The sequence below is a fragment of the Dehalococcoidales bacterium genome (assembly GCA_041656115.1).
In the GTDB taxonomy this organism is placed as follows: Bacteria; Chloroflexota; Dehalococcoidia; order Dehalococcoidales; family UBA5627; genus UBA5627.
In genome coordinates, this window is record JBBAED010000011.1 from 1 (window position 1) to 23623 (window position 23623).

Annotated in this window: 17 protein-coding genes and 1 pseudogene; 1 reads left to right on the forward strand and 17 read right to left on the reverse strand. The window is 43.6% G+C overall.

Annotated features, from left to right (window positions below; all coding sequences use genetic code 11):
* From WC958_05800 to WC958_05830, 7 genes and pseudogenes are all read right to left on the reverse strand, one after another.
* The coding region (locus WC958_05800) for a hypothetical protein (GenBank protein ID MFA5629738.1) at window positions 1-223 on the reverse strand (223 nt) is incomplete at its 3' end.
* Window positions 224-377: 154 nt separating this feature from the next.
* The gene (locus WC958_05805) at window positions 378-3425 is read right to left on the reverse strand and encodes an FN3 associated domain-containing protein (protein ID MFA5629739.1); all 3048 of its coding nucleotides are present in this window, start codon (window positions 3423-3425) and stop codon (window positions 378-380) included.
* A gap of 131 nt (window positions 3426-3556) precedes the next feature.
* Entirely contained in the window at window positions 3557-4180 is a 624-nt protein-coding gene (locus tag WC958_05810; GenBank protein ID MFA5629740.1) for a hypothetical protein, read from the reverse strand.
* A 206-nt stretch (window positions 4181-4386) separates the two neighbouring features.
* A pseudogene (locus WC958_05815) lies at window positions 4387-4581 on the reverse strand (IS5/IS1182 family transposase).
* A 282-nt stretch (window positions 4582-4863) separates the two neighbouring features.
* Window positions 4864-5934 carry a uroporphyrinogen decarboxylase family protein gene (locus tag WC958_05820; protein MFA5629741.1) on the reverse strand — a complete coding sequence of 357 codons (1071 nt, stop codon included), beginning with the start codon at window positions 5932-5934 and terminating at the stop codon, window positions 4864-4866.
* A gap of 42 nt (window positions 5935-5976) precedes the next feature.
* Entirely contained in the window at window positions 5977-6813 is an 837-nt protein-coding gene (locus WC958_05825) for a hypothetical protein (GenBank protein ID MFA5629742.1), read from the reverse strand.
* 19 nt (window positions 6814-6832) lie between these two features.
* Window positions 6833-7921 carry an AraC family transcriptional regulator gene (locus WC958_05830; protein ID MFA5629743.1) on the reverse strand — a complete coding sequence of 363 codons (1089 nt, stop codon included), beginning with the start codon at window positions 7919-7921 and terminating at the stop codon, window positions 6833-6835.
* Between the two features lie 980 nt (window positions 7922-8901).
* Between WC958_05830 and WC958_05835 the strand changes: the two genes are divergently transcribed.
* Window positions 8902-9237 carry a transposase gene (locus WC958_05835; GenBank protein ID MFA5629744.1) on the forward strand — a complete coding sequence of 112 codons (336 nt, stop codon included), beginning with the start codon at window positions 8902-8904 and terminating at the stop codon, window positions 9235-9237.
* Between the two features lie 909 nt (window positions 9238-10146).
* On the opposite strand, the gene WC958_05840 is transcribed toward WC958_05835, so the two are convergent.
* The 10 genes from WC958_05840 to WC958_05885 form a co-directional block, all read right to left on the reverse strand.
* On the reverse strand, window positions 10147-11703 hold the full coding sequence (locus WC958_05840; protein ID MFA5629745.1) for a sulfatase-like hydrolase/transferase: 1557 nt from the start codon (window positions 11701-11703) through the stop codon (window positions 10147-10149).
* 283 nt (window positions 11704-11986) lie between these two features.
* Complete coding sequence (locus tag WC958_05845; protein ID MFA5629746.1) at window positions 11987-13345, reverse strand: sulfatase-like hydrolase/transferase; 1359 nt, start codon at window positions 13343-13345, stop codon at window positions 11987-11989.
* Between the two features lie 27 nt (window positions 13346-13372).
* Window positions 13373-15118: a sialidase family protein gene (locus WC958_05850; GenBank protein MFA5629747.1), complete on the reverse strand. Its 1746-nt coding sequence runs from the start codon at window positions 15116-15118 to the stop codon at window positions 13373-13375.
* Between the two features lie 5 nt (window positions 15119-15123).
* Window positions 15124-16191, reverse strand: coding sequence for a hypothetical protein (locus WC958_05855; protein ID MFA5629748.1), 1068 nt, complete (start codon window positions 16189-16191; stop codon window positions 15124-15126).
* Between the two features lie 6 nt (window positions 16192-16197).
* Window positions 16198-17106, reverse strand: a complete 909-nt coding sequence (locus WC958_05860) for a sugar phosphate isomerase/epimerase family protein (protein ID MFA5629749.1) — start codon at window positions 17104-17106, stop codon at window positions 16198-16200.
* The gene (locus WC958_05865; GenBank protein MFA5629750.1) at window positions 17090-18238 is read right to left on the reverse strand and encodes a Gfo/Idh/MocA family oxidoreductase; all 1149 of its coding nucleotides are present in this window, start codon (window positions 18236-18238) and stop codon (window positions 17090-17092) included. Before WC958_05865 ends, WC958_05860 begins: the two co-directional genes overlap by 17 nt.
* Window positions 18235-19575 (reverse strand): hypothetical protein, encoded by a 1341-nt coding sequence (locus WC958_05870; GenBank protein MFA5629751.1) that lies wholly within the window; start codon window positions 19573-19575, stop codon window positions 18235-18237. Before WC958_05870 ends, WC958_05865 begins: the two co-directional genes overlap by 4 nt.
* 23 nt (window positions 19576-19598) lie before the next feature.
* The gene (locus WC958_05875) at window positions 19599-22013 is read right to left on the reverse strand and encodes a hypothetical protein (protein ID MFA5629752.1); all 2415 of its coding nucleotides are present in this window, start codon (window positions 22011-22013) and stop codon (window positions 19599-19601) included.
* 185 nt (window positions 22014-22198) lie between these two features.
* Window positions 22199-23002 carry a hypothetical protein gene (locus tag WC958_05880; GenBank protein MFA5629753.1) on the reverse strand — a complete coding sequence of 268 codons (804 nt, stop codon included), beginning with the start codon at window positions 23000-23002 and terminating at the stop codon, window positions 22199-22201.
* 407 nt (window positions 23003-23409) lie between these two features.
* A partial coding sequence (locus WC958_05885) for a hypothetical protein (GenBank protein MFA5629754.1) occupies window positions 23410-23623 on the reverse strand: 214 nt, incomplete at its 5' end.

Below are 23623 nucleotides of genomic sequence, written 5' to 3' on the forward strand. Positions count from 1 at the left end.
ATAATCCGGAATTGCCGAATTGAAGTGATTTCGTTCCTTCAGATTTTATACCCGAATATCCCGGTGTACCTAGGATTCCGGGTCCAAAGGTTACCTCTCCGGCAGCAACTTCAGAAATGACATTTGATGCTTCACGTGTATCATTAAAACCGTAAAAAACAAACTGTTCAGCCTGCACCAGCATTCCGATTATCATTCCATGAACTATGATTAGTTTTTTCATTCGACATTTTACTATCTTGATACAAGGTGTACGATATATTAACTTCTAACTTCTTCGTGAACTTATTTAACAATCCTTTCCGGACTTTCGATGTGGATAAAAAGACATTCAGAGTTTTTTAGTTACTGTAAGCGCTCAATCCTACAGATATGATTTAGTTCCATTGTCTGATTTGAGAAAGATTTGCTTTTTCGGCAAGAAAGATTTGAATACCTTCACGTTCCGAATCCGTCAATAATCGATCGTAAATGATAATCTCAGCCAGCGCACCGGACTGACCTCTGTTATCCGCTGCAAACGGGACTGCAAGACTCCCATTACTGCCGAATAAGTCAATAACTGGCCAATCATGGCGCTCTCCCTTTTTTTCATCGCCCACCCACACATATCCTGATTGAATTCCGTTGTGTCCAAAGGTATAAACCGCCGGAGTTGCCGCCGCATAACGAATATGTGTCTGCGGGAGAATCTCTCCGTAGACCATAGAACAGGACGATAAACAGAATCTCGGAACCCGGCCTGCTCCATTAATACTATTCCCGGAAATACCAAATCCCGGAGAACTTGCATCCATGACCAGAAACACAGTAAACGGTTTTCCCGCCAGATGAGTATTTACAAATTTCTCAATTGCAAGAAGGCTGCTTTTCCCATCGAAGCAAACTGCCGGCATTCCATTCAAACCTTTCGGATTGAAAACCGGCGGTGTAGACAATGTCCCGTCAGGAAGTGTTGTGCTCACCGCCCGCAGTTCCGGTCCCGCCTTTGATGGCCAAATAATTACCGGTGCTCCCGCATCTTTCATTCCGGATAAGCTTTCCGCAGATATCCAGAGCTTCAAGTTCGTACGCAAAGACTCTGCATCAGGCAATATCTGTTGCTCTATGTCTACACGTGAAAAATACCCGGTAGCCACAGGCCCCGATATCCCTTCTGAAGAAAAATTTCTGGCTTTCAAGCATACATTATCGTCTACTCTCAAAATTTTTTCATATAACAGGGAATCCGATTCAGGGTCGGATCCGTCCAGTGTATATCGAGTGACGATATTTGAGGTACTGATCCCGTCAAGTTTTATTTTTAACTGCGGAGAGAAATAATCCTCCCATTCGACTTTAATTTGCGGCTCCCAAAGAGTTCCCTCTGCAGCAGCCTCCGGTTCTATGATCAGCACCCCCCACGGATGCAACGCCGGAATATTAATATTAACCTTGCGTCCTGATGCAAGGACGGAAACTTCAGAAAGAAGAGCGAAATTTTTTGTTATCCGCGCTTGCTCATGAACAGTTTCGTTAAACGGTGCAGGTACCGCTAACGATACACGCACGGGGCAATCTCCAAAAAACCGTATTGGGTCAATAACAGCTGTAAAAGCTTCTCGATTGTCCGCCCAATCAACCAAATGGATCACCACAGGGGCGGTTGGATCTCCGGGTTTAGCCCGGACAAATGCATACGTTTCACAAGATCCGCCTCTCAATGTAATCGGAGGATTATTTTTATAACGTTTGTCATCCAATCCCTTTCCCCAATATGCAGCATTTTCGTAGCCATCTAAATATTTTGTTATACTTCGTACAAATCCATATAAATCCCCAAATTCACTTGGCTCAGCAAAATAACGAGGTTGCAAATCTCCAAGCCACACATCCCATGGGACAATCATATGTTGTCCCGTTGCATAGGCAGTAGCAATCGTTCGTCGATAGTAATCCTGCTCGGTTGTACGATAAGTGTAGACTTGAGACATTTTCAGCCGGATGCTGTCTTCCATATTTTTTATCATCCCTTTTGGAGTCGGCATATCAATTTCTGCAATACCATAATCAAACAGATTGTAAGGAAATCCCCAAACAATACTCATGTCCCATGTAATTTCCCGATTATTAGAAGACCATGGAATATCACACCCAGCATATTCATTAACCCATGCGCGCATATCTTCATAAAAATGACGAACAGATTCAGTCTGGAAAACAAGCATATCCTTCTCTAGATCATACCCTTTTTCTTTTGCCAGCTTCCGGCATGCCTCACACCAGCATGCGCCAAAATCAATGGCACGAATATTAGCAAGCGGATCGTCCATTTGGAAAGAATCGGCACCGCCGTCTATCATGATTTTTAACTGTTCTTTATATGCATTCCGATAATCCGGGTGGTTGATACATCCCTCCCATACTTCACGGGCAGCCCATCGCGGTCGTGCTGTATAATCCCCATTTTTAGCACGCAATCGTCCCTTTAAGCGCACCTCCGGCTCATCAGGACTGTCTGGAACAATTGTATTCACAGCACCGCCGAAATTATACCCTAGTGAACGGCATTCTTGTATCCACTCAGCATCTGTTGAATAGACCCAGTCCAGCCTTGTCGAAAAAAAACCGGCAGCCTCATGAAGAGTATGATGAGGATCACCCGGGGTTCGGGGACGTCTCCACCTGCTTGAAAAACAAACATCACTATATTTTGGTAATCCCTGCCTGACCTCCCGATATTGTGCAATTTCAAACATTTTTGCATCAGGCGGAAACTGGATTCCTTGGACACCTACCAGCAGAGCGCCATCAAATGATGACGTATCTACTATTATTTCTTGTAATGAAAGTGCATCTATTCGCCATTGCCGCTGAGAAGAAACTCCGCTTCCTTGACTGGCCCAAAAATAAATCCGAAATTCGACTTTTCCGCTTATTTTATGGAGTGCTTCAATCCCTGTCATATCAATCATGTGGGTTGTAAATTCATTTGATTTATCATTTTCTGCCAAAGGAATTTTTCCCTTAGCAATCGCCAGAGAAAAATTGTCAAGATTAGAATAAATCGAAAAGTTATCGGGAGCGTATAATCCTAATTCTGGACGACGAAGAGTATAAAAATTTAAAATTGATAACGAGCGGGGTTCTTCTTCAGGAATAGATATTTCGAACCAGATATAATCATTGTTTTGAATCGCGAGAGTTTCTGTTATGGCATCAAATCCGCTATTGCTGAACAATAATGATTTTGTCCCCTCACTTTTGACTGCAGAGTAAGAGCCTTGATTGACACCTTTTCCAAAAGAAAAATTTCCAGCAATACTATTCGTACCGTTATCGAATGAATTTAAATTGTCGTTAAATCCATAGAAAACCACGACTTTTGCTTGTGCAAGCGTTGAAGCCAATAACACCGCACTGATTGTTAGCAATATATTACGCATAAGTACAATATCCTCTCATGATAAATCTATTTTTCGTTAGTTTTTTCTTTATTTTATAAACTTACAGTTTTTTAAATAAAGCGGGTGGACTGTGAAAAATACCCTGGAAACGGTTTGGTCTTATAATTAATTTATTTGTTAGAAAAAACTGTGCCCTCTAAACACAGTGAATCTAACCGGAACTGTCTTGTATTAACAGCGCCATGCCCTTGACTTGGCCATAAATAAATTCTGAACTCAATATCACCCATGAACGACTGCAACAATTTTTCCTTAGATAAATTAATTGTCTGTAAGACAAAATCAGAAGATCCTTCATCAACAGCAACAGGAATGGTTCCATCACCAACCGAAGTCCTATAATTATCCCGGCTGGTATAAATTGAAAAACAATCCGGCGCGCCGGCACCGGCTTTAGGACGCCGAAGTATATAAAATGATAAGGTTGATAAATTTGCTTTATAGCCAGCATGAACAGTTATGCGAAAAGATATGAATCCATTGTTTCCTATCGCGGATTTTTCTGTTCTAGAATATAGTCCAGAATTATTAAAGAATAACGATTTTTTCCCGGCGTGTTTAACAACAGAAAAGCCAGGAATCTCTCGAATCCCTCTTCCAAAATTTATATCCGCAGCAACAATATACGGGCTTACAGATGACGGACTACAACTATCATCAAATCCATAAAAAACAATGGTCTCTGCGTATACTGCGCCAGCGAGTATAGATAATACTACAATGATTTTTTTCATTAAACACCCTCCTTTGGCTTTAGCTTTATGATCGCATTTATATAATAAGTATATATTTTAGTTTAATAAATCTTATATGCATTTTCAGACATACTGTTGCCATAACGTGATTTTGAACCAATCAGCGTTTTTATAAAATCTTTCTAACCACCTGTGCACAAATTTGATAAGAGGATGGATTGATATCTGTAGCCATATAGAAATATCATCACCGCTTCATCGCTCAGATCCAACGTGTACTTCAGAAAATGCAGCGCCACCATCAGCCGCACGCTCACCGCCGGCCGGCCGTTATTCTCGCAGTACGTTTTACCGAACGCCTCCTCAAAACGCGCCCGGTCCACCGCCCGGCCCAAACGTACCAGCGCATGATCCGGATCAACGATGCGAGCCAGCTCCATACGGAACAGATCCCCTGCGGGGAGTGAGCAATTTTAACGGTTTTCATGGGAGAGATAATTGCAAGGTTTGGAGCGAAAAGCCACCAAACCCTTGCAGAAACTTTCACTGAAAAAGCCAACTTCACCCTTGTAAACATTGATCAATGTGCCTTTTTGAGAATCGACTACTTGGTATTGAAGACCCGCTTTATTTTGCCCGATTGTTCAAAAAACATACCGGAAAAACATTAAGCCGGTTCAGGGATTCCCGCAGATAATTCAGATTCAGCCCAAACAGCAAACTTAATGACGGTAGCTGGTTCGCCAGTCAGTTGAATTTACCCCGCACTCCGCCCGTGCATCAAAATATGCTTCCAGATTCTCTAATGGAATATTGCCGTGCAGTCCACCGCAGGAAGACATTGCAAAACCGGTGCGACCGGCGGTTTTCTCATACACCGTCATCACCATCTCGTGTATTTGTTCCGGTGTCCCGGAAGTTAATTTCACCGTTTCAATCCCACCGATCAGCAGATGTTCTGGGTGGTTGAATACGTTCAGAACGGTATCCAGCGGAGTTGCAGGATTTTCAAACATGATCCCGTCAAACCCGAGTTCAATAAATTTTGGGAGGAACGCTGTTATATTTCCATCAATCACTAAAACAGTTTTCCGTCCGGCGCTCTTTGCCAATTCAAGGATAGTTTGATAGTAAGGAAATATATATTCCTCATACCATGCCGGCGGAAAAACGGGACCGCGGGCATCGCACAAATCATCGTGAACATATATCACCGGGTTTGTTGACCCCGAAACCATTGCTTTGATGATTCTCCGTGATTTGAAAATACAAGGATACAGTATCCGATCAAAAAACCTATCCGGATCATCAAACGCGGCCGTCATGAACACTTCCCAGCCGAACAGTTCCACCGGCCACATAAAAAGTGTCGTATACAGCATTGGATAATAACAACCGGTTTCGCCAAGCGCAGCTTCACGCATGCGGATATCATTTGCATCACAGGAATGTGGCGGTGGAACGACTAGATCGGAATACTTCACATTTTCTATGTCAAATTTCCACACGTCATCTGCATCGGTGCACGGATAATCAACACAACAGGCGGTATCATATACGCCCAGCGGTAACAATTCATAGCGCGGGTTCTGAGGATGAGAACGCGTCGTTCCGGCCGGAACAGGACGCGGTGCATTTTCCAGCGGAACACGGTTGATAATATCAATGCCAAGTGCCTGATACGCCCGCAAAAATGCTTCCGTTGTATGTTCGTAAACATCCAGCCCTGAAACCATCTCAATCAGTTCACGATGGTTCAGGGTTTCCTTGCTGATTATTTTGCGGGCCGGCATTCCACCGGCCCAGTTTAAAACATCGATATGCATAAATTCGATTTAATGATGATTCAGCCGGCGTACAAGAAACGAAAACGAACCGGAAATCAGAAACAATCCGATTGTTCCGCGTTCAGGAACAGCACATACATCCAGCATAGATGTTCCAAACCGGAATTCATCTAATGCAACACCAGACGCTGTGGTTGCATCAGAGCCGCCTTGCCCTTGAACAATAAATTTACCAAGGTCAGCACCGGATGAAGCGGTTTCAGCCGAGACACTGAGCACCTGTGTCAGATCCGTTGCTCCGGCATCAGCAATCCATGCTGTCAGAGTATCCGCACCGGCAGCGGCCAACGCTGCGGCCCATGCGGTGTTTTTTTGCCACCCTTTTTCCTGGAGATCACCGGCCAATCGTATAAACAGAACAATTGAAAGAATGATTCCTCCGCGAATTGCTGCAGTTTTTATACCGACAAACTCCGCTTGAAGCTCCGGCGTGAAGATGCGGATATAATATCTATCTGAAGCAACCTCAAGACATGTAAACAATAGGGCGAAAATACCAATTATTATAAATGTGATGAACGGTGTTAACATCCCGAAAACCGTCAGTCTGCTCAATATAAAAACAGTCAGCGCCATTAACTCGATAAACTGCCGGCACAACTCACGTTTATTACCGAGACTGTTGATCCAGGGCGCCCACAAAAACCGGAATGAACTTGGAAGGGATAACAGGGCAACCGCACCGAGCAATACATTGGAAAAACCGAAATCTTTAAACATAACAGCAGTCAGATTCCCGACCAGTCCCCTTCCTCCGGCCCCGACAACAATAAAAAGCATCGGAACAAAAATCCACGGTGATGACACAAATTTTTTTATTCGCATAATTTTTCATTCCCGTTTTTTACTTGATCGATTTTTGAATGTTTTCAGCAGTAGCACGTAAGGCCTCAACTCGATATCCGGACGGCGTTTGTGCAGTATGTTCAAAAAAATAACGGCAGAATTGACTGGAACTGCTGTATCCAAGAGACAAAGCAATATCTTTTACTGACCGGTCCGTTGTTGATAACCACCGTTTTGCAAGATTAATCCGCTGTTCGCGAAGGTAATGTCCTATCGGACAATGATACACTTCCTGAAATATACGGTTTAAATGCCGTCCGCTGTAATGAAAATGGGATTCCATATCATTCAACGTGACAGCATGTGAAAGATTGCTGTCTAAAAACAGTCTCATTCGTTCGGCCAGATTTTTTAACCTAATCTGCGAATCTCCCGGCCCCGGCAGTTTTTCTTTCCATGGATTTAAGCGAAGAAATAAATCTCCAATAACAATACGTGCAAACCCGGCAAGAACCGGTCCGAACAACTGCGGCGATTTTGTATCTCCCGACATCTGCCAGAGCAATAATTCCGTCTGCACCTGTGTATTTGATGCCGGGACGATAAACCCCGACTCCATAACCGCCGTACGAAATATTTCCAGTGCTGTTTCACCATCCGGATCTTCTGCAGCTACGTGTACCTGCCAGCTGTGAATCAGCAATGGTGACGACACCAATGCCCATGAGTGCGCCATTTCCGGAGGAATGATTATGTACTGTTCTGTTTCCGGCGAAAACGAAGATTTAAATCCGGAAACAGAATATTCAGCATGTCCGGAACAGATTCGAGAAATCTCCCAATGCTGATGAGTATGGTTGTTAATCACATACTCATTGTCTTCTATAAATTTGTAATAAAAATGCGTTTTCAACGCAAGTTTCGGGAAACGGATCAGAAAACTGTCCAGTGCAGCATGCTCCAAAACCTGATTCCGGCGTAATACAGAATCTTCACCGAGATATGCACCGGATTGTGTTGAAGAAAGAGTCCGTTTTTTCCGATTAACTGTTTTTTTCACACTGTTCATATATAGATATTTTTCTTTTGGGTTTACCAACTTCAAACCGTCCCCGTAAATAGAACCATCGTTGCCTTTTTCGGACAAAGCTCGTAATTATGAAGAGAATTCAAGCTGTATAATTATTACGCAATGAGTTGAATTTGGCAAGCAGAGAGCGTGATAATGAAAATAAACAAGCCGGAGTTCACGTATCGCATTATAAAAAACCTGCTGAAACTGTCCCCGACGGAAATGGAATTATTTAAAAGTACAACAGGAAAGAGTGGTTCACTTGGCATTGTCGATGTAGGACGGCTGATCTCAACCAGCATACCGCGCGAGGTTATACGGACGACAATTTCAGATAGGAGTGCAGTCTTATCGTCAAATTAAACCGAAAATGCTTTTAGGATTTATCTTATTCACATCGTATTTCTTGTTATTTTTATAACATATATACTGTATCTAATAATTTTTAATGTGATTATTATTATCTATATCAAATGCAAAGAGATGGTTACTTCACAATTAATTTGATGAAAATTCGGTTCATCCCGGAATAACGTCTTAGGGGCTGAAAAAAAGAGCCGGTTGTCGTTTTCTTTCAGGTCGTTACAAAAGAAAGGGAAACGGTATCTGCTGTTGCGTAATCAGGAGAGCCTCGTACCCCATTGGGTTCCCGCGATATGCCGCAACCGTGCCGCGACCAGCATCAGCGCCGATTGGCCGTCCGGGAAGCTGCCCGCCACAGGGGTGCGCCGGCGGATCGCTTTCATGATCCGTTCCAGTGGATTATTCGTGTGGATCTTCTGCCGGTGCCTTCCGGAGAACTCATGTAACTCAAGGTCTCGTTAACGCTGGCTTGAACGTATCCGGATGCTTTGCTCAGCCTCATCTCCTTGAGCTTCTCACAACACTCCGCGCTTTTTCCAGCGCCGCCGGACGGTCTTCCTGCGCGTGGATCACCTTGAGCATTGCCGCAACCAGCCGGATCTTATGATGAGGTACATCCTTAAATATATTGCGATACCAGTGCACAACGCATTGCTGCCAGGCCGCATCAGGAAACAACGAAGGCTCATTGGGTGTGGCTCAAAGAGCAGATCCATCAGGTTGAACGCAACCTGCTTGAAACGGTAAAAAAGGATGACAGGCTTTATTCGAACTATCAGCTGGTATGCAGCATCAACTCCATTGGCATGATCAGTGCGCTGACGTTGCTGGCGTTCATTCCGGAACTGGGGAAGTTGACTGAAAGAGAAGCGGCAGCACTCACCGGAGTTGCGCCGTACAACCGCGACAGCGGGAAACGCACACCGGCTAGCAAGCATCAAAGACGGTCGCACCAAAGTCCGGCAAACACTGTTTATGGCCGCCATCACCGCATCAAGAACCAACCCAATCCTGACAGGTTTTTATAAGCGACTGATACAGAATGGGAAGCCGCACAAAATGGCGATCGTAGCACTGATGCGCAAACTCGTCATCCTGGCCGACCGGCTGCTCGCCGACCCGACGTTCAAACTTTCCACATAAACACAGTTGCTTGCCAGCCTTAGAAAATCCACAGATAGCACAGATGAACGCAGATGTTTAAACCACTGAGGACACAGAGACTCGGAGCAAAAAAACGCTCAGGGTCTCTGTGTGCTCTGCGGTTTAGCAATAATTCTGTCCATAATTATTTTGCAAAATACGGAGCAGATTTGCCGTTCACGCTGTTCACTGCTTTCGCACGCTCAAGCCTCTCTTCGTGCCCTGTCTGCCCGTTCCAGAACTGCAGGATGAGCACTGCTCCACATCCCGCTCCATCGGATAAGTGACTGAGCCTGCTTTTTTCCGCCGCACGAGGACACGCGGCCTGTATTTCCAGACTGCGCTGATCTCTGCCGGCTCGTGAATCCACTCGTTCAGGACTGCGTTCATACCGTTTGGCGCCGCACAGCGCATCCGCTTCTGCGTTCAGCAGCCCGGTGAGTGTTTCCCTCTCACCAGTTCGCACAGATGCATGGGACTTCACAGTCGTCAATTCCGATGATCTTTTTCGTCGGTTCTTCCGTCAGTTTCGGTTCTTTTTCATTTGATTCTCCGGTGTGCTGCCTCACATCGCCGGTTTTTACCAGCCGGAGAACCTCTTTTCAATTGGGCAAAACTTTGTGTACGTTATCGCCTGAGCAACGCCGCTCAGGAAGAGTTCAATAATAAAATCAGATGGCTGGCGAAACAGGCGTACGGATATCGTGATGAAACCTATCTGCATCCGAAAATCTACGACCTGTCCACCTCCCAACGCAAAGACAACTCTGAGACGCTATTCCGTGATGAACCTCTTATTTTATTTTATAGTTCCAATATCCGGTAAAAACGTTTAGCGGATCATCCGTTTCCGGATTTATTCCCGGAGAGCGCGCCCATTGCCAGAAATCCCTGAACAGTTCGCCGGGATCAGGAATTGCGCGATTATTCCAATAGGTTTCATCATATTTTTTTACTTCATCGAACGACCGCTTCCATTCTGCAAACACATCAGAAAACCATGCGTTATATTCCTGAGCGAGTTCCCGCACAATTTCGGGATACGTTTCAGAGACATCCGTCGTTTCGCCGGGATCTTTCTCCAAATCAAATAATTGCGGGGATTTTGTTATAATCCCGTCAAAAGCCGGAAGTCCCGGATCTATCGGCATTTCCCAGTGCGGCGAAACACGACCACGCTCGAATGACGGATTATCTCTTCCGATATTTTTTTCCATCGTGGTTTTTTCTCCGGGCCAGAACAGTTTCCATTTTTCTTTACGAACGGCACCGTCACTGTGTGCCACCGGCGTATATCTGTTCTTTTGGAAGAAAAGTTCCCGTTTATCAAATGCGGTTGTATTGCCGTCGAGCAATAGAGGCATAATATTTTTCCCATCAACAGCTTTTGCCCCGTCCGGAGGCGTCATGCCTGTTAAACTGTATAACGTCGGAAGCCAGTCACACCCGTGAACCGGAACAGATATAATACGTCCGGTTTGAATTTTTCCCGGCCATGACACGATGGCCGGCACACGGATTCCCTGCTCCAGCACATTCCCTTTATTGCCTTGAAATCCGCCGGCGTAGCGTCTGGATGAACCGGACAGATTCGCGCCATTATCACTTGTAAAAACAATGATGGTATTGTCCCGTAATTTCTTTTTTTCCAGTTCATCCAGAATCCAGCGCAGTCCGGAATCCATTTGTTCAATCATCGCATAAATGGTCGCTACCGTATCGGAATATTTTCCCTCACTGCGGTTTTTATATTTTTCAATTAAATGCTCCGGAGCCTGATAGGGAGGGTGCGGAGGATGATGCGCCAGAAATAAAGCAAACGGTTTTTTCTGTTCAGCACACTGTCCGATAAACTGAACCGCTTCTTGATTAAAAACATCTGTCATATGCCGGCCGTCTGATTTCTCTATTTCAGTATTACGGAATAAAGTCCAGTTCCAGTAATCCTGCTCGCCGTTTGCAAATCCGAAAAAGAAATCAAATCCGCGATTCAACGGAAGGTAATCATTACAATAGAGACCGTTATGCCATTTCCCGATCAGTGCCGTAACATACCCGGCATGTCTGAAATAATCGCCGAATGTTTTTTCAGACAGTGCAATCCGGTCAATTCCCCGGTTGCTTGACACATCAACGGCTCCGGTGCGGTGATTATATCTACCGGTCAATAATGCAGCCCGTGCCGGAGCACACAGTGGAGACGGAGAATAATAATCTGTAAAGAGGATTCCCGTTGCCGCCAATGAATCAATTACCGGTGTATCAATAACAGGATTTCCATAACAGGCTAAATCTCCGTAGCCAAGATCATCAGCCAGAATAAAAATAATATTCGGTTTCTCCTTCGTCATCACCGCCTCCACAAACACTATGCAATATACTTAAATATGATTTATTTCATCAAAAAGCGCTTCAATGTTTTCTGCAGGAATATCAGGAAGTATTGCTTCATGACTCGGTGAAAAAATTAAGCCGGTCGGAAAAATTTCCCGAATTTTATGCCTGTTCCATAACGGTGTTCCCGTCTTTTATTGTGTTGTACTGGATGAAGAAATATTTATTCTAGCATGGAGTTTTTCCGGCTTCAATCCGACACCTGCTTTTATGATCCACCTGAAAATTGATAGACTCGTGCTATACAATCGTCATTAATTCAGTACGTCGCTGCCGAAACATTTCCATCACTGTTGTATAATCAGGATTTTCGGCTTGATTAATTTTTTCCAGCGGGTCGTCTGCTAAATCAAACAAAACTTCCGGAATATTTTCTCCATATACTGAAGCCAGATCATTCCCGTAAAACTGATATTTAAGATGATCTCGTTTAATCATTAAATGGTCCGTATACATTTGAGCAATCACCTCATTATTCCAATCGTAATGATTACCATCTAACAAAGGAACCAGACTTCGACTATCAAGACCTGACGGAGCGGGGATTCCGGTGGAATCGCACAAAGTTGCAAACAAATCACACAACGATACATTTTCAAAGATGCGCCTTCCTCCGGAAAAGCGTTCGGGCCAGCGAATAATTAGCGGCACTCGTACGCTACCTTCATAGAATCGTGTCTTTTCCCAGATTCCGTGTTCACCAAGCATCTCTCCATGATCAGCTGTATAGATAATAATCCATTCATCTAGATTTTCGCCGACTGATCTTAATATTTTTAACGCTTCGGCAAAGTACGAATCCACCTGATCAACCATTCCATAATATGCCGCTGTCGCACGCCGGATCTCTTCTTCGGAAACGTTCACCGGCTCATTTTGTTGACTTAAGGACAATACTGGATGCAAACATGGCGTCTCATTATAAAGTGGAACTTTTTTATAATAATAATCGAATCGAGCCTGATCTGTAAAATATGGATAATGCGGTTGAAGCAAACTGAGTTTCAACAGCAATGGACGGTGTGATTGAGGGCGCAGATATTCTCTGTCTACAAAATATTGTTCAACAAAATCACGAAATCCTTCCATCGCCCTCATATCAAATCGTTGATATGGTCCAGTCGCAACACGTGCTTCTTTGATTTCTCTTTCGTTTGACCATTTCCCAGTTCCTGCAGCTGGTTTATATTTTTTAAATTCCTCATCTACGCGATCCTCAATATAATTATCAGCGATTATCGCATCTGGAGAAATTCTTCGTGTCCAACCCTGCATTTGATCTGTGCCCAGATGATGCAATTTCCCCACGCAAACTGTATGATAGGCATATTGTGAAAAACGTCGAGCAAATGTCATATAGTTCGGCGCAAGGTCAATCCAACCTTCACACTTGCATGTTTTAGGAAGTTGCCCCGCCATCATGCACTGTCGTGCCGGAATACAAATCGGTGAAGGAGTATAAGCATTTTCAAAAACAACGCCAGACTCAGCAAGCTGATCAAGTGTTGGAGTTTTAATAATTTTATTTCCGGCAAACCCGGCAATATTAAACCGATGTTCATCACTCATTAAAAATAAAATATTAGGTCGTTTTTTCATGATTTTTTAAATTTATTTTATGTATATCTATCTTACTATAATTTTGCTTTCATAGTTTACCCAAAGACGATGTGCTTCTGCTGTTAATAAAGCGCGGCAATAGAAATGGAAATCTGAAACGCTTTCACTTCGATTTAATTTATCACCAGCGGGACTCTGAAAAAATTTATGGAAAAGACCAAATCCAAACTGGCGCTCCATACCCCCGTCATCGAACTGTCCGTTAATTATCATTGAAATGGTTTTCGGGCCGCCATCGAGTACTATTACAGCATGATTTACCTGAGATACATTTAAAGCAAAACTTGATGCCCAGTGCAACTCAGAACGCCCGTCATTTAATATTATTTCCAGATGTTTTTTTTCTGTCAATTGAACAGAAAAACCGCGTCCGGCCTTTGTCCGGTTATCCAGTAACACGCCCGATGCATTTTCGGCAATATAAATTTCTATACTGAACCCTCTGCCGGTATCTTTGCCGGAAATCCTTTCCCACCCGCCTTCACGATCAAAAAATACCGGTAAGGGTTCATCCGGCGGCATCGGAGTAATTTTGATTTCTATTTTTTCCCACTCGCTGAAAAGATTTTTTATAAATCCGCAGGGAATACGGTGCATTCGCGCGGTTTCTTTTTCTGTTTCAGAAAGTAACAGCGAACCGTCTTCCAGTTCCATTAAATCCGGATAAGACATGCGCCGAGTAATATCATCTGCATAAAGCAGAATTTCCGGCTGGGAAAACTCAAGTTTTTTTCCCGCCGGTGAATCAATTTCGTATGCGCCAAGACACCAGATTGGATTGCGATCGGCATAAGACGTTCCACTATGGTTATTAAACCAGTAAAAATAACGCTTTCCGGAAAGTTTCCAGATAAATGTAGCGGAGCGGGAGTTCTTAATTTTCCGGCCATCAGGATAACGCATGTAATCCGGAGCACTCCAGGTATGCCCGTCATCGCGGCTGTAAGTACAGGCGGAATATCCGCTTACCGTGCGATAAACACAAAAGAATGAACCGTCGCTCAGCACTGCGAAGCTGTGCTCTTCGGCGATCGGGCCTCCGCCTTCCGGGGCACGAATCCCGATGTCGCCATCCGGCAGAGTTTCGAAACGAATCTTATCCGGATCGGATTCTGTCAGAATATTATCACTGCAAAGGAGCACGCCTTCAGAGGATGTAAAAAAGTCTACACCGAACCCGCCGACTTTATGCAACGGTACATATGCCTTACCTTGATAAGCGAACGGCTTGCCGACATTCCAGAAATAGCATATCTTTCCGCCAGATGTATTGTTCCAGTCTATATCAAACTTCCGCACCGGAACTGTATAACGTCGCTTCGACCAGCTTTTCCCATGGTCATCTGAATATTTGAAAACAAAATATCCCAGCGAATCTACACGCCGGCACCAGCCGTCCGGATAGGCCCGTTTATCGCCCGGAATTTTCCGGATATTATCGGTGTTATGATTATAAAAAACATACAATCGCCCGGAAAACGGCACTTTTAACAGCACTGCATATGACGATTCAACTCCGCTAGGCGGTTCAATGGCTGTCGGTTTGCTCCACGTCTGCCCGTTATCTTCACTTCGCACACAAACCACATGCTGTCCCTGTTCTCCTTCTTTGCCGCAGCCGGTTGTGCAAATTAACACCAGTACACCATCATCCGCTTTTAGAAAATAAGGTTGGTCGGCATATCCCCTGCTTAGTGGAATTACAGTTCCATTCTCAATCAAACGCCAATCCGAAAAGCAATTTTTTTCCATCATTTTCACACCGTAAAAACATGGGCAAGGCCGTGAAGATTCCGTCCTCTTGCCACCGCATCATCCGCGGCGGCGCGCGACAAATTTAATAACGGAATTTTTTTATCAATCGTTGCCTGATAAATTATTTCCATATCATTATACACCGGTTGTGCGGGATTAAATGCGCAGTACCCTTTTAGATCAGCAAGTAAGGGAACAAAATGATCAACTTTTCCGCAGGAATGAATGATCCCGCCATAACGTTCTAACAAGGCTGAATCATACGGCTTAACAAATTCTTTATAATTCTCCGGTGAAAGATTCATGCATGAATCCAGACTCAACCGGATTTTTCCAGGATGAATCCAGCCGCGATGAACATTAAAATCTTTTTCCGCTGGAACCAGCTTGAACCAGTCATCAATAAAAACAGTATAGGTATCAACTATTAATTTCATGAATTGATGAATCAAATCCGCTTCATCATAAAAAGCAAAAAAAACATCATTTCCCCATACGACCTCACAGATATCCATCGGTCCTTGTAAATCCGGATGATAAACACGGCAATATTTTTCCAACAAAGGAAAATGTTGTAATATTTCAAGATAAAAGTGAGTGCAATCCAGCACTGCACCGCCCTGTCCAGACCGGCAGGACGGGATACCTTGCCCGATCAATTGCCTGATTCCATCCCCTCCGCCCGGAAACGGTCGCGCACACGGCAGCGTGTTTAATGATCGTTCCATCAATACAACTTCAGCCCCGAACAACGATGGAATAATTGTCGTTCCGTAATTAGGCCGTATACTGAAAAGGCTGCCGTTTGTTCCGGAAAGTATACTGTTAACTGTCTCCAGCTGCGACAGCAGCATCAATTCAAATGTCGGATCATTAATTGCATCTGTAACACTTGTAACCGGCCATTGGATTTTCGCCGGAACAGGTTTCCGTTGCGGTGCAAAAAATGGAGCTTTAATTTCTCCATTCCAGAACATTTTCCATTGCGCAATTAATGCATCCTCTGCATCCGCATCGATCCGGCTTTCAATGTCCTCTAAAAACGGCTCTAGTGCAGGCGGTATTTTCATGACACATCAGATTTCATTGCGAATTTCTTTGCAAATGATCTCCAAACGCGTTCCATATTCAATATACATCTGGTATTTGCGATCTTCATCGGTTTTTGCCGCCGGATCATGAAAAACCGCACCCATATGCGGTTCTATTGAAATTCCTCCATCATAACCTCTGCGAAAAAGATCGGTTAATATTCTCCGGACATCACCGTTACCTTCGCCGGGAAAGGTGTATTGCATTTTTTTCTCTTCCGTACTCCATATCCCATCTTTAATATGAATATACGACACATGTTCTTTTACATGATCATAAAATTCCCATGCTGATTGTTTCTGATATGGCTCTGACTGCATCCGGTCATCTGTAAAAACAGGATTTCCGGTATCAAAAGCCAGACTTAGACCCGGTACATTCTCCAGTAATTCCAGCGTATATTTCCATCCCATTCCGCCATAATTCATGCAGTTTTCATGCACCGGCAGGATTCCTTCGCTGGAAAACATTGCGACCAGTTCCCGTAAACGCTTAAAGCGTTCTTCTTTCATTTGGTCTTCAGGCGAACGATCTGCAATAACCGCAAAACTCATAATACGAATCATCTTGGTGCCAAGACGCTTCATTCGCGGAATCGCACGTCGTGCCTCATCCAACGATGAATCAAAAGGTTCTGTGATTTTTTTCCCCCAATTTGCAATTGCCGAACCGAAACAGTTTATTGTCACATCAGTTTCATTCAGAACTGCAACCACTTTTTCAAATTCTTCATCCGGAATATCATGTATATTTTTTTTTGAAATATTCCGGCTTTCGATACACTTCCATCCCAGTGCTTTTGTCGCTTTAATTTGTCCTTCAATTTCGGCAGCCGCTTCATCGGCAAATCCTGTAAAATACATCTTTTCTCCTTGTTTAAAATGATTGGTCAATACCGCTGACATCAGCCGGATTCGTTCGTTTTTTATATTTTGAATTTTTAATCATGTTTTTCAGAAACCGCTCATATTCAGCAGCGTCGATCGGCAATGTAACTTCTTTATTTTTTATCGCTGAAAGCAGCATTGCATTTGCCAGCTCAACGGAATAGATCCCCTCCGCTGCAGGAGCTAGAATTTCGGTCCCATGAAGAATGGCATCGGCAAAATTTTTCAAAATTTCTTCATGCTGCCCGCCGGAACCGGAAACGGGGATTTGGACATTCCAAATATCCGGCATGGCAAACGCTTTTTCCGATTCTTTGAGAAATTTTTCACACGAAACTTCATTACGGATAAAATTGATCTTATTATTTTCTATAACAATCTTTCCTTTAGTTCCTGTCAGCTCAAACCGGTTTGTGCCCGGCGCCTCCCCGGTAGATGTAATAAACACACCGGTCGCACCATTGGCATATCTCAGGAAAGCCGTCACTTCATCTTCAACTTCTATGTCGTGATATTTCCCGATTCCGCAGTATGCTGTGACAGATTCCGGCATCCCGCAAATCCATTGAAGCAGGTCCAGCTGATGAGGACACTGGTTCAGTAATACACCGCCGCCTTCGCCTCCCCATGTTGCACGCCAGTTCCCGTTGTCATAATAGCGCTGAGTACGAAACCAGTCGGTAATAATCCAGTTTATTCGCATTAACGACCCAAGCTCACCGGAATCAACCAGCTGTTTCATCTTCCGGTATGCCGGGTTTGTCCGCTGATTAAACATTGCAGCAAAAACCAGTGATTTGTCAGTATGTGCATGAATCAGGCGTTCACAGTCCGATTTCTGAACGGAGATCGGTTTTTCCATAAGGACATGTTTGCCCGCTTTTAAGGCATCAATACCGATCACAGTGTGTGAATAATGCGGTGTCGCAATTAAGACAGCATCGCATACATCAGAATTCAATAAAACCTGATGATCTGTAAATGCGGAACAGCTGTTTTCGGAAGCAAGTTTATCTGCTTTCTCTTTATCCGTATCACATACCGCAGTAATGCATAATTCTTTAATATTTTTAATGCGCCGGCTATGACTTCCTCCCATAACTCCGGCGCCGATAAGCGCTATCCGGACACTATTCACGGCTCTTCCCTTAGTTTGTCATTTCCGGGGATGGGCAGATGCGGAATTATAAAAAGAACTGCCAGTCCGATTGTCCCGCTTAGAATAAACAAACCCGTATATCCGATCAGTGCATGAATAATACCGCTCAGCATACCGGGCAAAAACCAGCCGATATTTAAAAACACCATTGACACAGCGAGAATAGACGTTTTATTTTTTCCGGATTCGGTCGCCATAATATGCATATAATAAAACAGCGCACTGAAGCTCATCCCGTACCCGAGCGATTCCAGGCTGGAAACCGCGAGCAACCATACATTCATTTGTTCCCCGAGAATTGAAACGTGAACGCCCGGCTGAAAAACTGCCAGTCCGGCATAAAACAAATTAGGAATACTCACTAACAGCGCTAATGGGATGAATGTTTTGCGAAGACCGTACCATTTTATCAAATATCCTCCCAGAACGCCCCCTGCAATATTCCAGGGCGTATCTGTTAATATTGTATAATAAGGCAATGTTGTCGCACGACATCCGAGTCCTCCGGCATTTACCGGGTCTAAATAAAACGGTTCTTTCATAAAAAGAAAACCTTCACCAAACCGGTAAAGCAAAATCAATGCAATGATTAAGCCGACAGAAGGCTGAGAAAAATAATCCCGGATCACTTCCAATATTGCAAACCGGCTGTGTCTGACGGGGATGTCCTGTTCCAGCTTCGGCATAACCAGTTTATTCAATACGAGAAAAATCAGCAGGACAACTCCGGCTAAAATATACGCCCATGAAAATCCGACATAAAATCCGGTCTTATCCGGAGAATCAACAGAAACTGCACCGAGTTTTGCTGCCAGTCGCGTTGCCCCTACCAGTAAACACATTGTAACGGTAAGGTTTGCCGTTCTGATACTGGCTGTTTTTATGCCTATAAACTGTGCCTGTAATTTTGCATCTAAAGCCCGTATATAATAACCGTCGGCGGCGGTTTCATGCGATGACACCAGCAATGCCAATACAACCAGCATCAAACCGATAACCCATAAAAACAAACCGGGTGACAGGTGTATCCTTAAAATAATACCGAAGCTTAACAGGATCATGCCGCCCACGCCTACAGTCAGAAATGAAAGTGTCCGCTTGGATGCGGCTCCATCCAGCCATGGAGCATATAAAAACCGTAAACTGGCAAATAATCCCAATCCAGCCATTAAACCGACCGTTTGATTGGAAAAACCGAGCAGTTTGAACAATGCGATCGGCATCTTGGTTAACATTCCGGTCATAATTCCGAAAGGCAGGTATAACCCGACGACATATAACCACGGCGAATGAAATATTTGCTTGTTTTTCCCCATATTAAAAATCTTTGTTTTTTAAATTATTGTTCCCCGCCGGTCCACTCATACCCGGTTGGTTCATATGCTCGCGCAGCAGCATTTGACCGCAATTCGTTCGATTCCTCGACAAAGCGGTGCTGCTCTGAAAAATATGATTTTCCGGTTAATACCTCCGGATCAATCCATACAACCCGGTTGTGATCCGGAAAAAATCCGGTGGTATGCAACTTTATGCTGATATTTTTTACACCCGATGGAACTGCCAGTATGAGCTCGCGACGACCGGCTTCCTGATTATAAACGGGCCATTTTACTGAATTATATATCGGCGTTTCATAAATGAGTTTAGCATCCGCAAAAAACTCAACCCTGTAGCTTGGCCTCAACACCTCTGCGTCATCACAAATGGCTATACCGATTTTAAAAAACGCTGTGTTTTTCGGAAGTACTGCAGTCAATGTGACATCACCCACCGTCGCAAAGGCATCAGGAAGAACTTTTCCCTCAAACAACAACGGACTTTTATCTGGGAAAGTTTCAAAATAAGTATTTGTATTTTTGGTTTTAAACTCCTGTAAAAGCGTTTTCCACAGCCCGTCGGGAGCATCGTTAACAGAAGATTGTGTAACACCCCAGAACCGCCAGCGGGAAGCCGGAGAAAAAACGCCGGTTGATGGATCATGCGTTCTTGCTTCTACTACACAATCGCTATCAATACGCATCGATGTATCGTACGATTGCCATTCCGTTTGTTCCGGAAAAATCTGCCGGACGTAAATCGGTTTCGCAGCGTTAAGTTCAACAGTACTGCCTATAGCAACAACTGGAGCAACAGGGCACTTCAACACCGGAGGCTCGATCTTTTCATGAGAAGATTCGTATTTTTCAACAAGAATCATTCCCCACGGATTCAGCGCCGGCACAGAAAATGTGCAATTCAGTCCTTCGCTGAGAATCAGCGGGTCTCGGCCCGGTTGAAGTAAAGAAATCCGTACCGAAGAACTTCCGCATAGTTTTACCGGATTAATGGTCGCTTCAAAAGAGCTCCGTGTTGTATTCCAATCAACCAAATGAATCACGCGATGAACTGAATCTGTTGATGCGAGTGTTCTAACTACGCCGAGAATTCCCGGATGATTGATACGCAACATGGGAAAGTCATTTTCATCATTTTTTACAATCTGCTGCTGATATCTCCATTTTTGCCGGGAACTCACGGGATCAAATGCGGTGATTTCTGTTGTTTTATAATCATCAAACAAAAAATGATTATTACGTATCCAGAAAAATAAATCCGCGAAGTCATTAATTTTACCAAAATAACGTTTTGCTTTTCCCGGCATATACATGTCCCACGGTACCATATGAAGCATTCCCAATGAGTATGCCGTGGCGATTCCTAACCGCATTTCTTCCACCAGCCCCGCAGGATCACGTGTTTCCCATCCGCCATCCAATACGCCCTGAAGCCCTTGGATTTTATCTATTTCATCCGCACGACGGGCAAGTTCCACCATGGTTTCCATCTGCATTTGATGCGTATAGAATTCACCCAGAGCATAGTCAAAATTCCGTTCGATCGGCCCCCACTGCCCGGTATGGTTACACGACCACGGAATATTGCGCCCCGTTTTTTCTTCTACCTGTTTACGTACATTACGATAAAATTCTGCAACTGCCTCCATTTGTGCTCTGGCATATAATCGTAAGATCGGTCCTCCATCCCACCTCACCCATTTTTTCTGTTCAGCTTCGGGTTCTGTTGCCGGCGCACCGAGACTTATTAAATGCGGACGGATATCATACGTTTCCGGGTTTTCTATTCCCAGCCGGGCAAGCTCTTCTTCGGATACATGTTCAGCCAAAAACTGTTGGAACATTTTTATTGAATCATCTGTATAACTTCCTCCATCGACAATTAATCCCGCAGTTGCTGCCCGATCATCCCGCATAATGGAGATAATGGGTAAATTGTAAAACCCGGCAACATGTTCAATATATAAATCTTTCCATTCAGCAATATTAACGTCCGCTGTGAAACGCCCGATTGGCCAATCCGAAAATTTACGGAAATTTGTGCGGGTAACAGGATCTCCTTGCAAATCACGCGAGGTGAATTTTTCATAATAATCCGGAATATTGGTTACGCCTGGCCGGCCTTGGGGATCCATTGTTGCTCCGGAAAAAATACCGGCCTCTTGAACCTGTTTTAAAAAATTTTCAGTTACATCGTAAATCCACTCAACCCGGTTTGCTCCGAAATCAATTGCCGCATCAATCGTCCCCTTCCTGCCAGGTCGCGTCTCCGTCGGGCGCAATGTTCTAATAATCACATCGCCATACTCGGGCATTTTTCCATCAACCGAATTTTCTCCCCCTCTACCTGTTATGGCTATTGATGTTGCCGTACAAACACTAAAAGCTACTATGATTATAAAAAAATAACATTTTTTCAAAATTGTATTCCTATACATTTTCATTTTGTCCTGAAATTAAATTACTGATGTGCAGTTTTTAATCTAGACAGCCTAGTGAGTCCATATCGCTTTTTGGCTTATTTATCTGCCACATTTCTCACTTCCCAAGACTCTAGTAAAAGAAAGTGAGAAATGCGGATGCTCTTAATGGTTTTCTTTATCAACTATTTACGAATCGTATGGCGAAAAAGAAAGAAACCGACCGAGGAGATCAAAAATAACTGTATCGTTGTGGACTCAGGAATAGCTGTTACATCAAAATCCCGTACAAATAAATTTCTTTGGGAAGTCCCATGCGCTAACCCTTGTACGAAATGAAACCCGACCCAGCCCACTTTATCATCAGCATTCAATGCTACCGCTGTACCACTTATATCTGCAATTGATGTTAACGGATCATATGCAATCCAGTTTGTAATATCTATAGATACAGGTACCGCGGGATAATCGGTAGGAATTACTGTTGATGTTGCACTGATATAGTAATTATCACCGATTTTTATAACAGCCCTGGCGTATGATGCAAGACTGTTTTGATAGGCAGAAAAGGAAAAACTGTCCAGATGTTCGAAAGAAACTGCTTCTGATAATTTTGATGTAAGTAATATTGATGAAGTTTGAGGCGCACCGCTTTGATTCACAAAACGAAACATAATCGGATCGAGATCGTTTCCGCTGGCCGTATCGTTTTGTATTTGGCAGGCACCATTAGCAGGTGAAAGAGCTGCCGATGGCTCCCATCCGCCGAAAAACACAGGACCTGAATAATCCGGCGAAAGCTTTTGCGTTTCAGAATATGCACGAGCTGTCGTTGAAGTAGTTACAATTACTCCATTTTCATCAAGTAATCTTTCTCCGGAACTAACATAGTTACTAGGTCCATACGAAAATATGGAAACAACATCTGAAATTGCATGGTAATATGCAAATGATATGACTGCCGCTATTATATGAATTGTTCTCTTCACTTCCTTATCCTTTCTGCCGGTATTTCCGGCGGTTATGTTTTATTCAGCTAATCCGTCCCATGTCGATCAGCTTATTTCTGACTTCAGACTGTGCAATTTTTGAAAATTACACAATTTTTTTCAAGTGGAAAAAACATGCTTTATATGTAAAAATTATCCTTATAAATATTTTTTCTTTTGATGTTTATCTCATATCTTTATATAATTATTGTTTCATTTAAGATACATTTTATGATCTATCGCATAGTCACATTACGAAAGTCTAATTGATCTTCGACGATTTTTATTAATTATTTTTTCCGTAACGTTATTTTTGCATACCCTAGATAATGTCAGATCAACCATGATATTTCTCCGTTCTGCGAGAATTCATAAAGTTATCTATCCGACGGCGCGCCATCGGCAAATCATCTGTGTGCAATTGTTACATCAAAATCCCGTACAAATAAATTTCTTTGGGAAGTCCCATGCGCTAACCCTTGTACGAAATGAAACCCGACCCAGCCCACTTTATCATCAGCATTCAATGCTACCGCTGTACCACTTATATCTGCAATTGATGTTAACGGATCATATGCAATCCAGTTTGTAATATCTATAGATACAGGTACCGCGGGATAA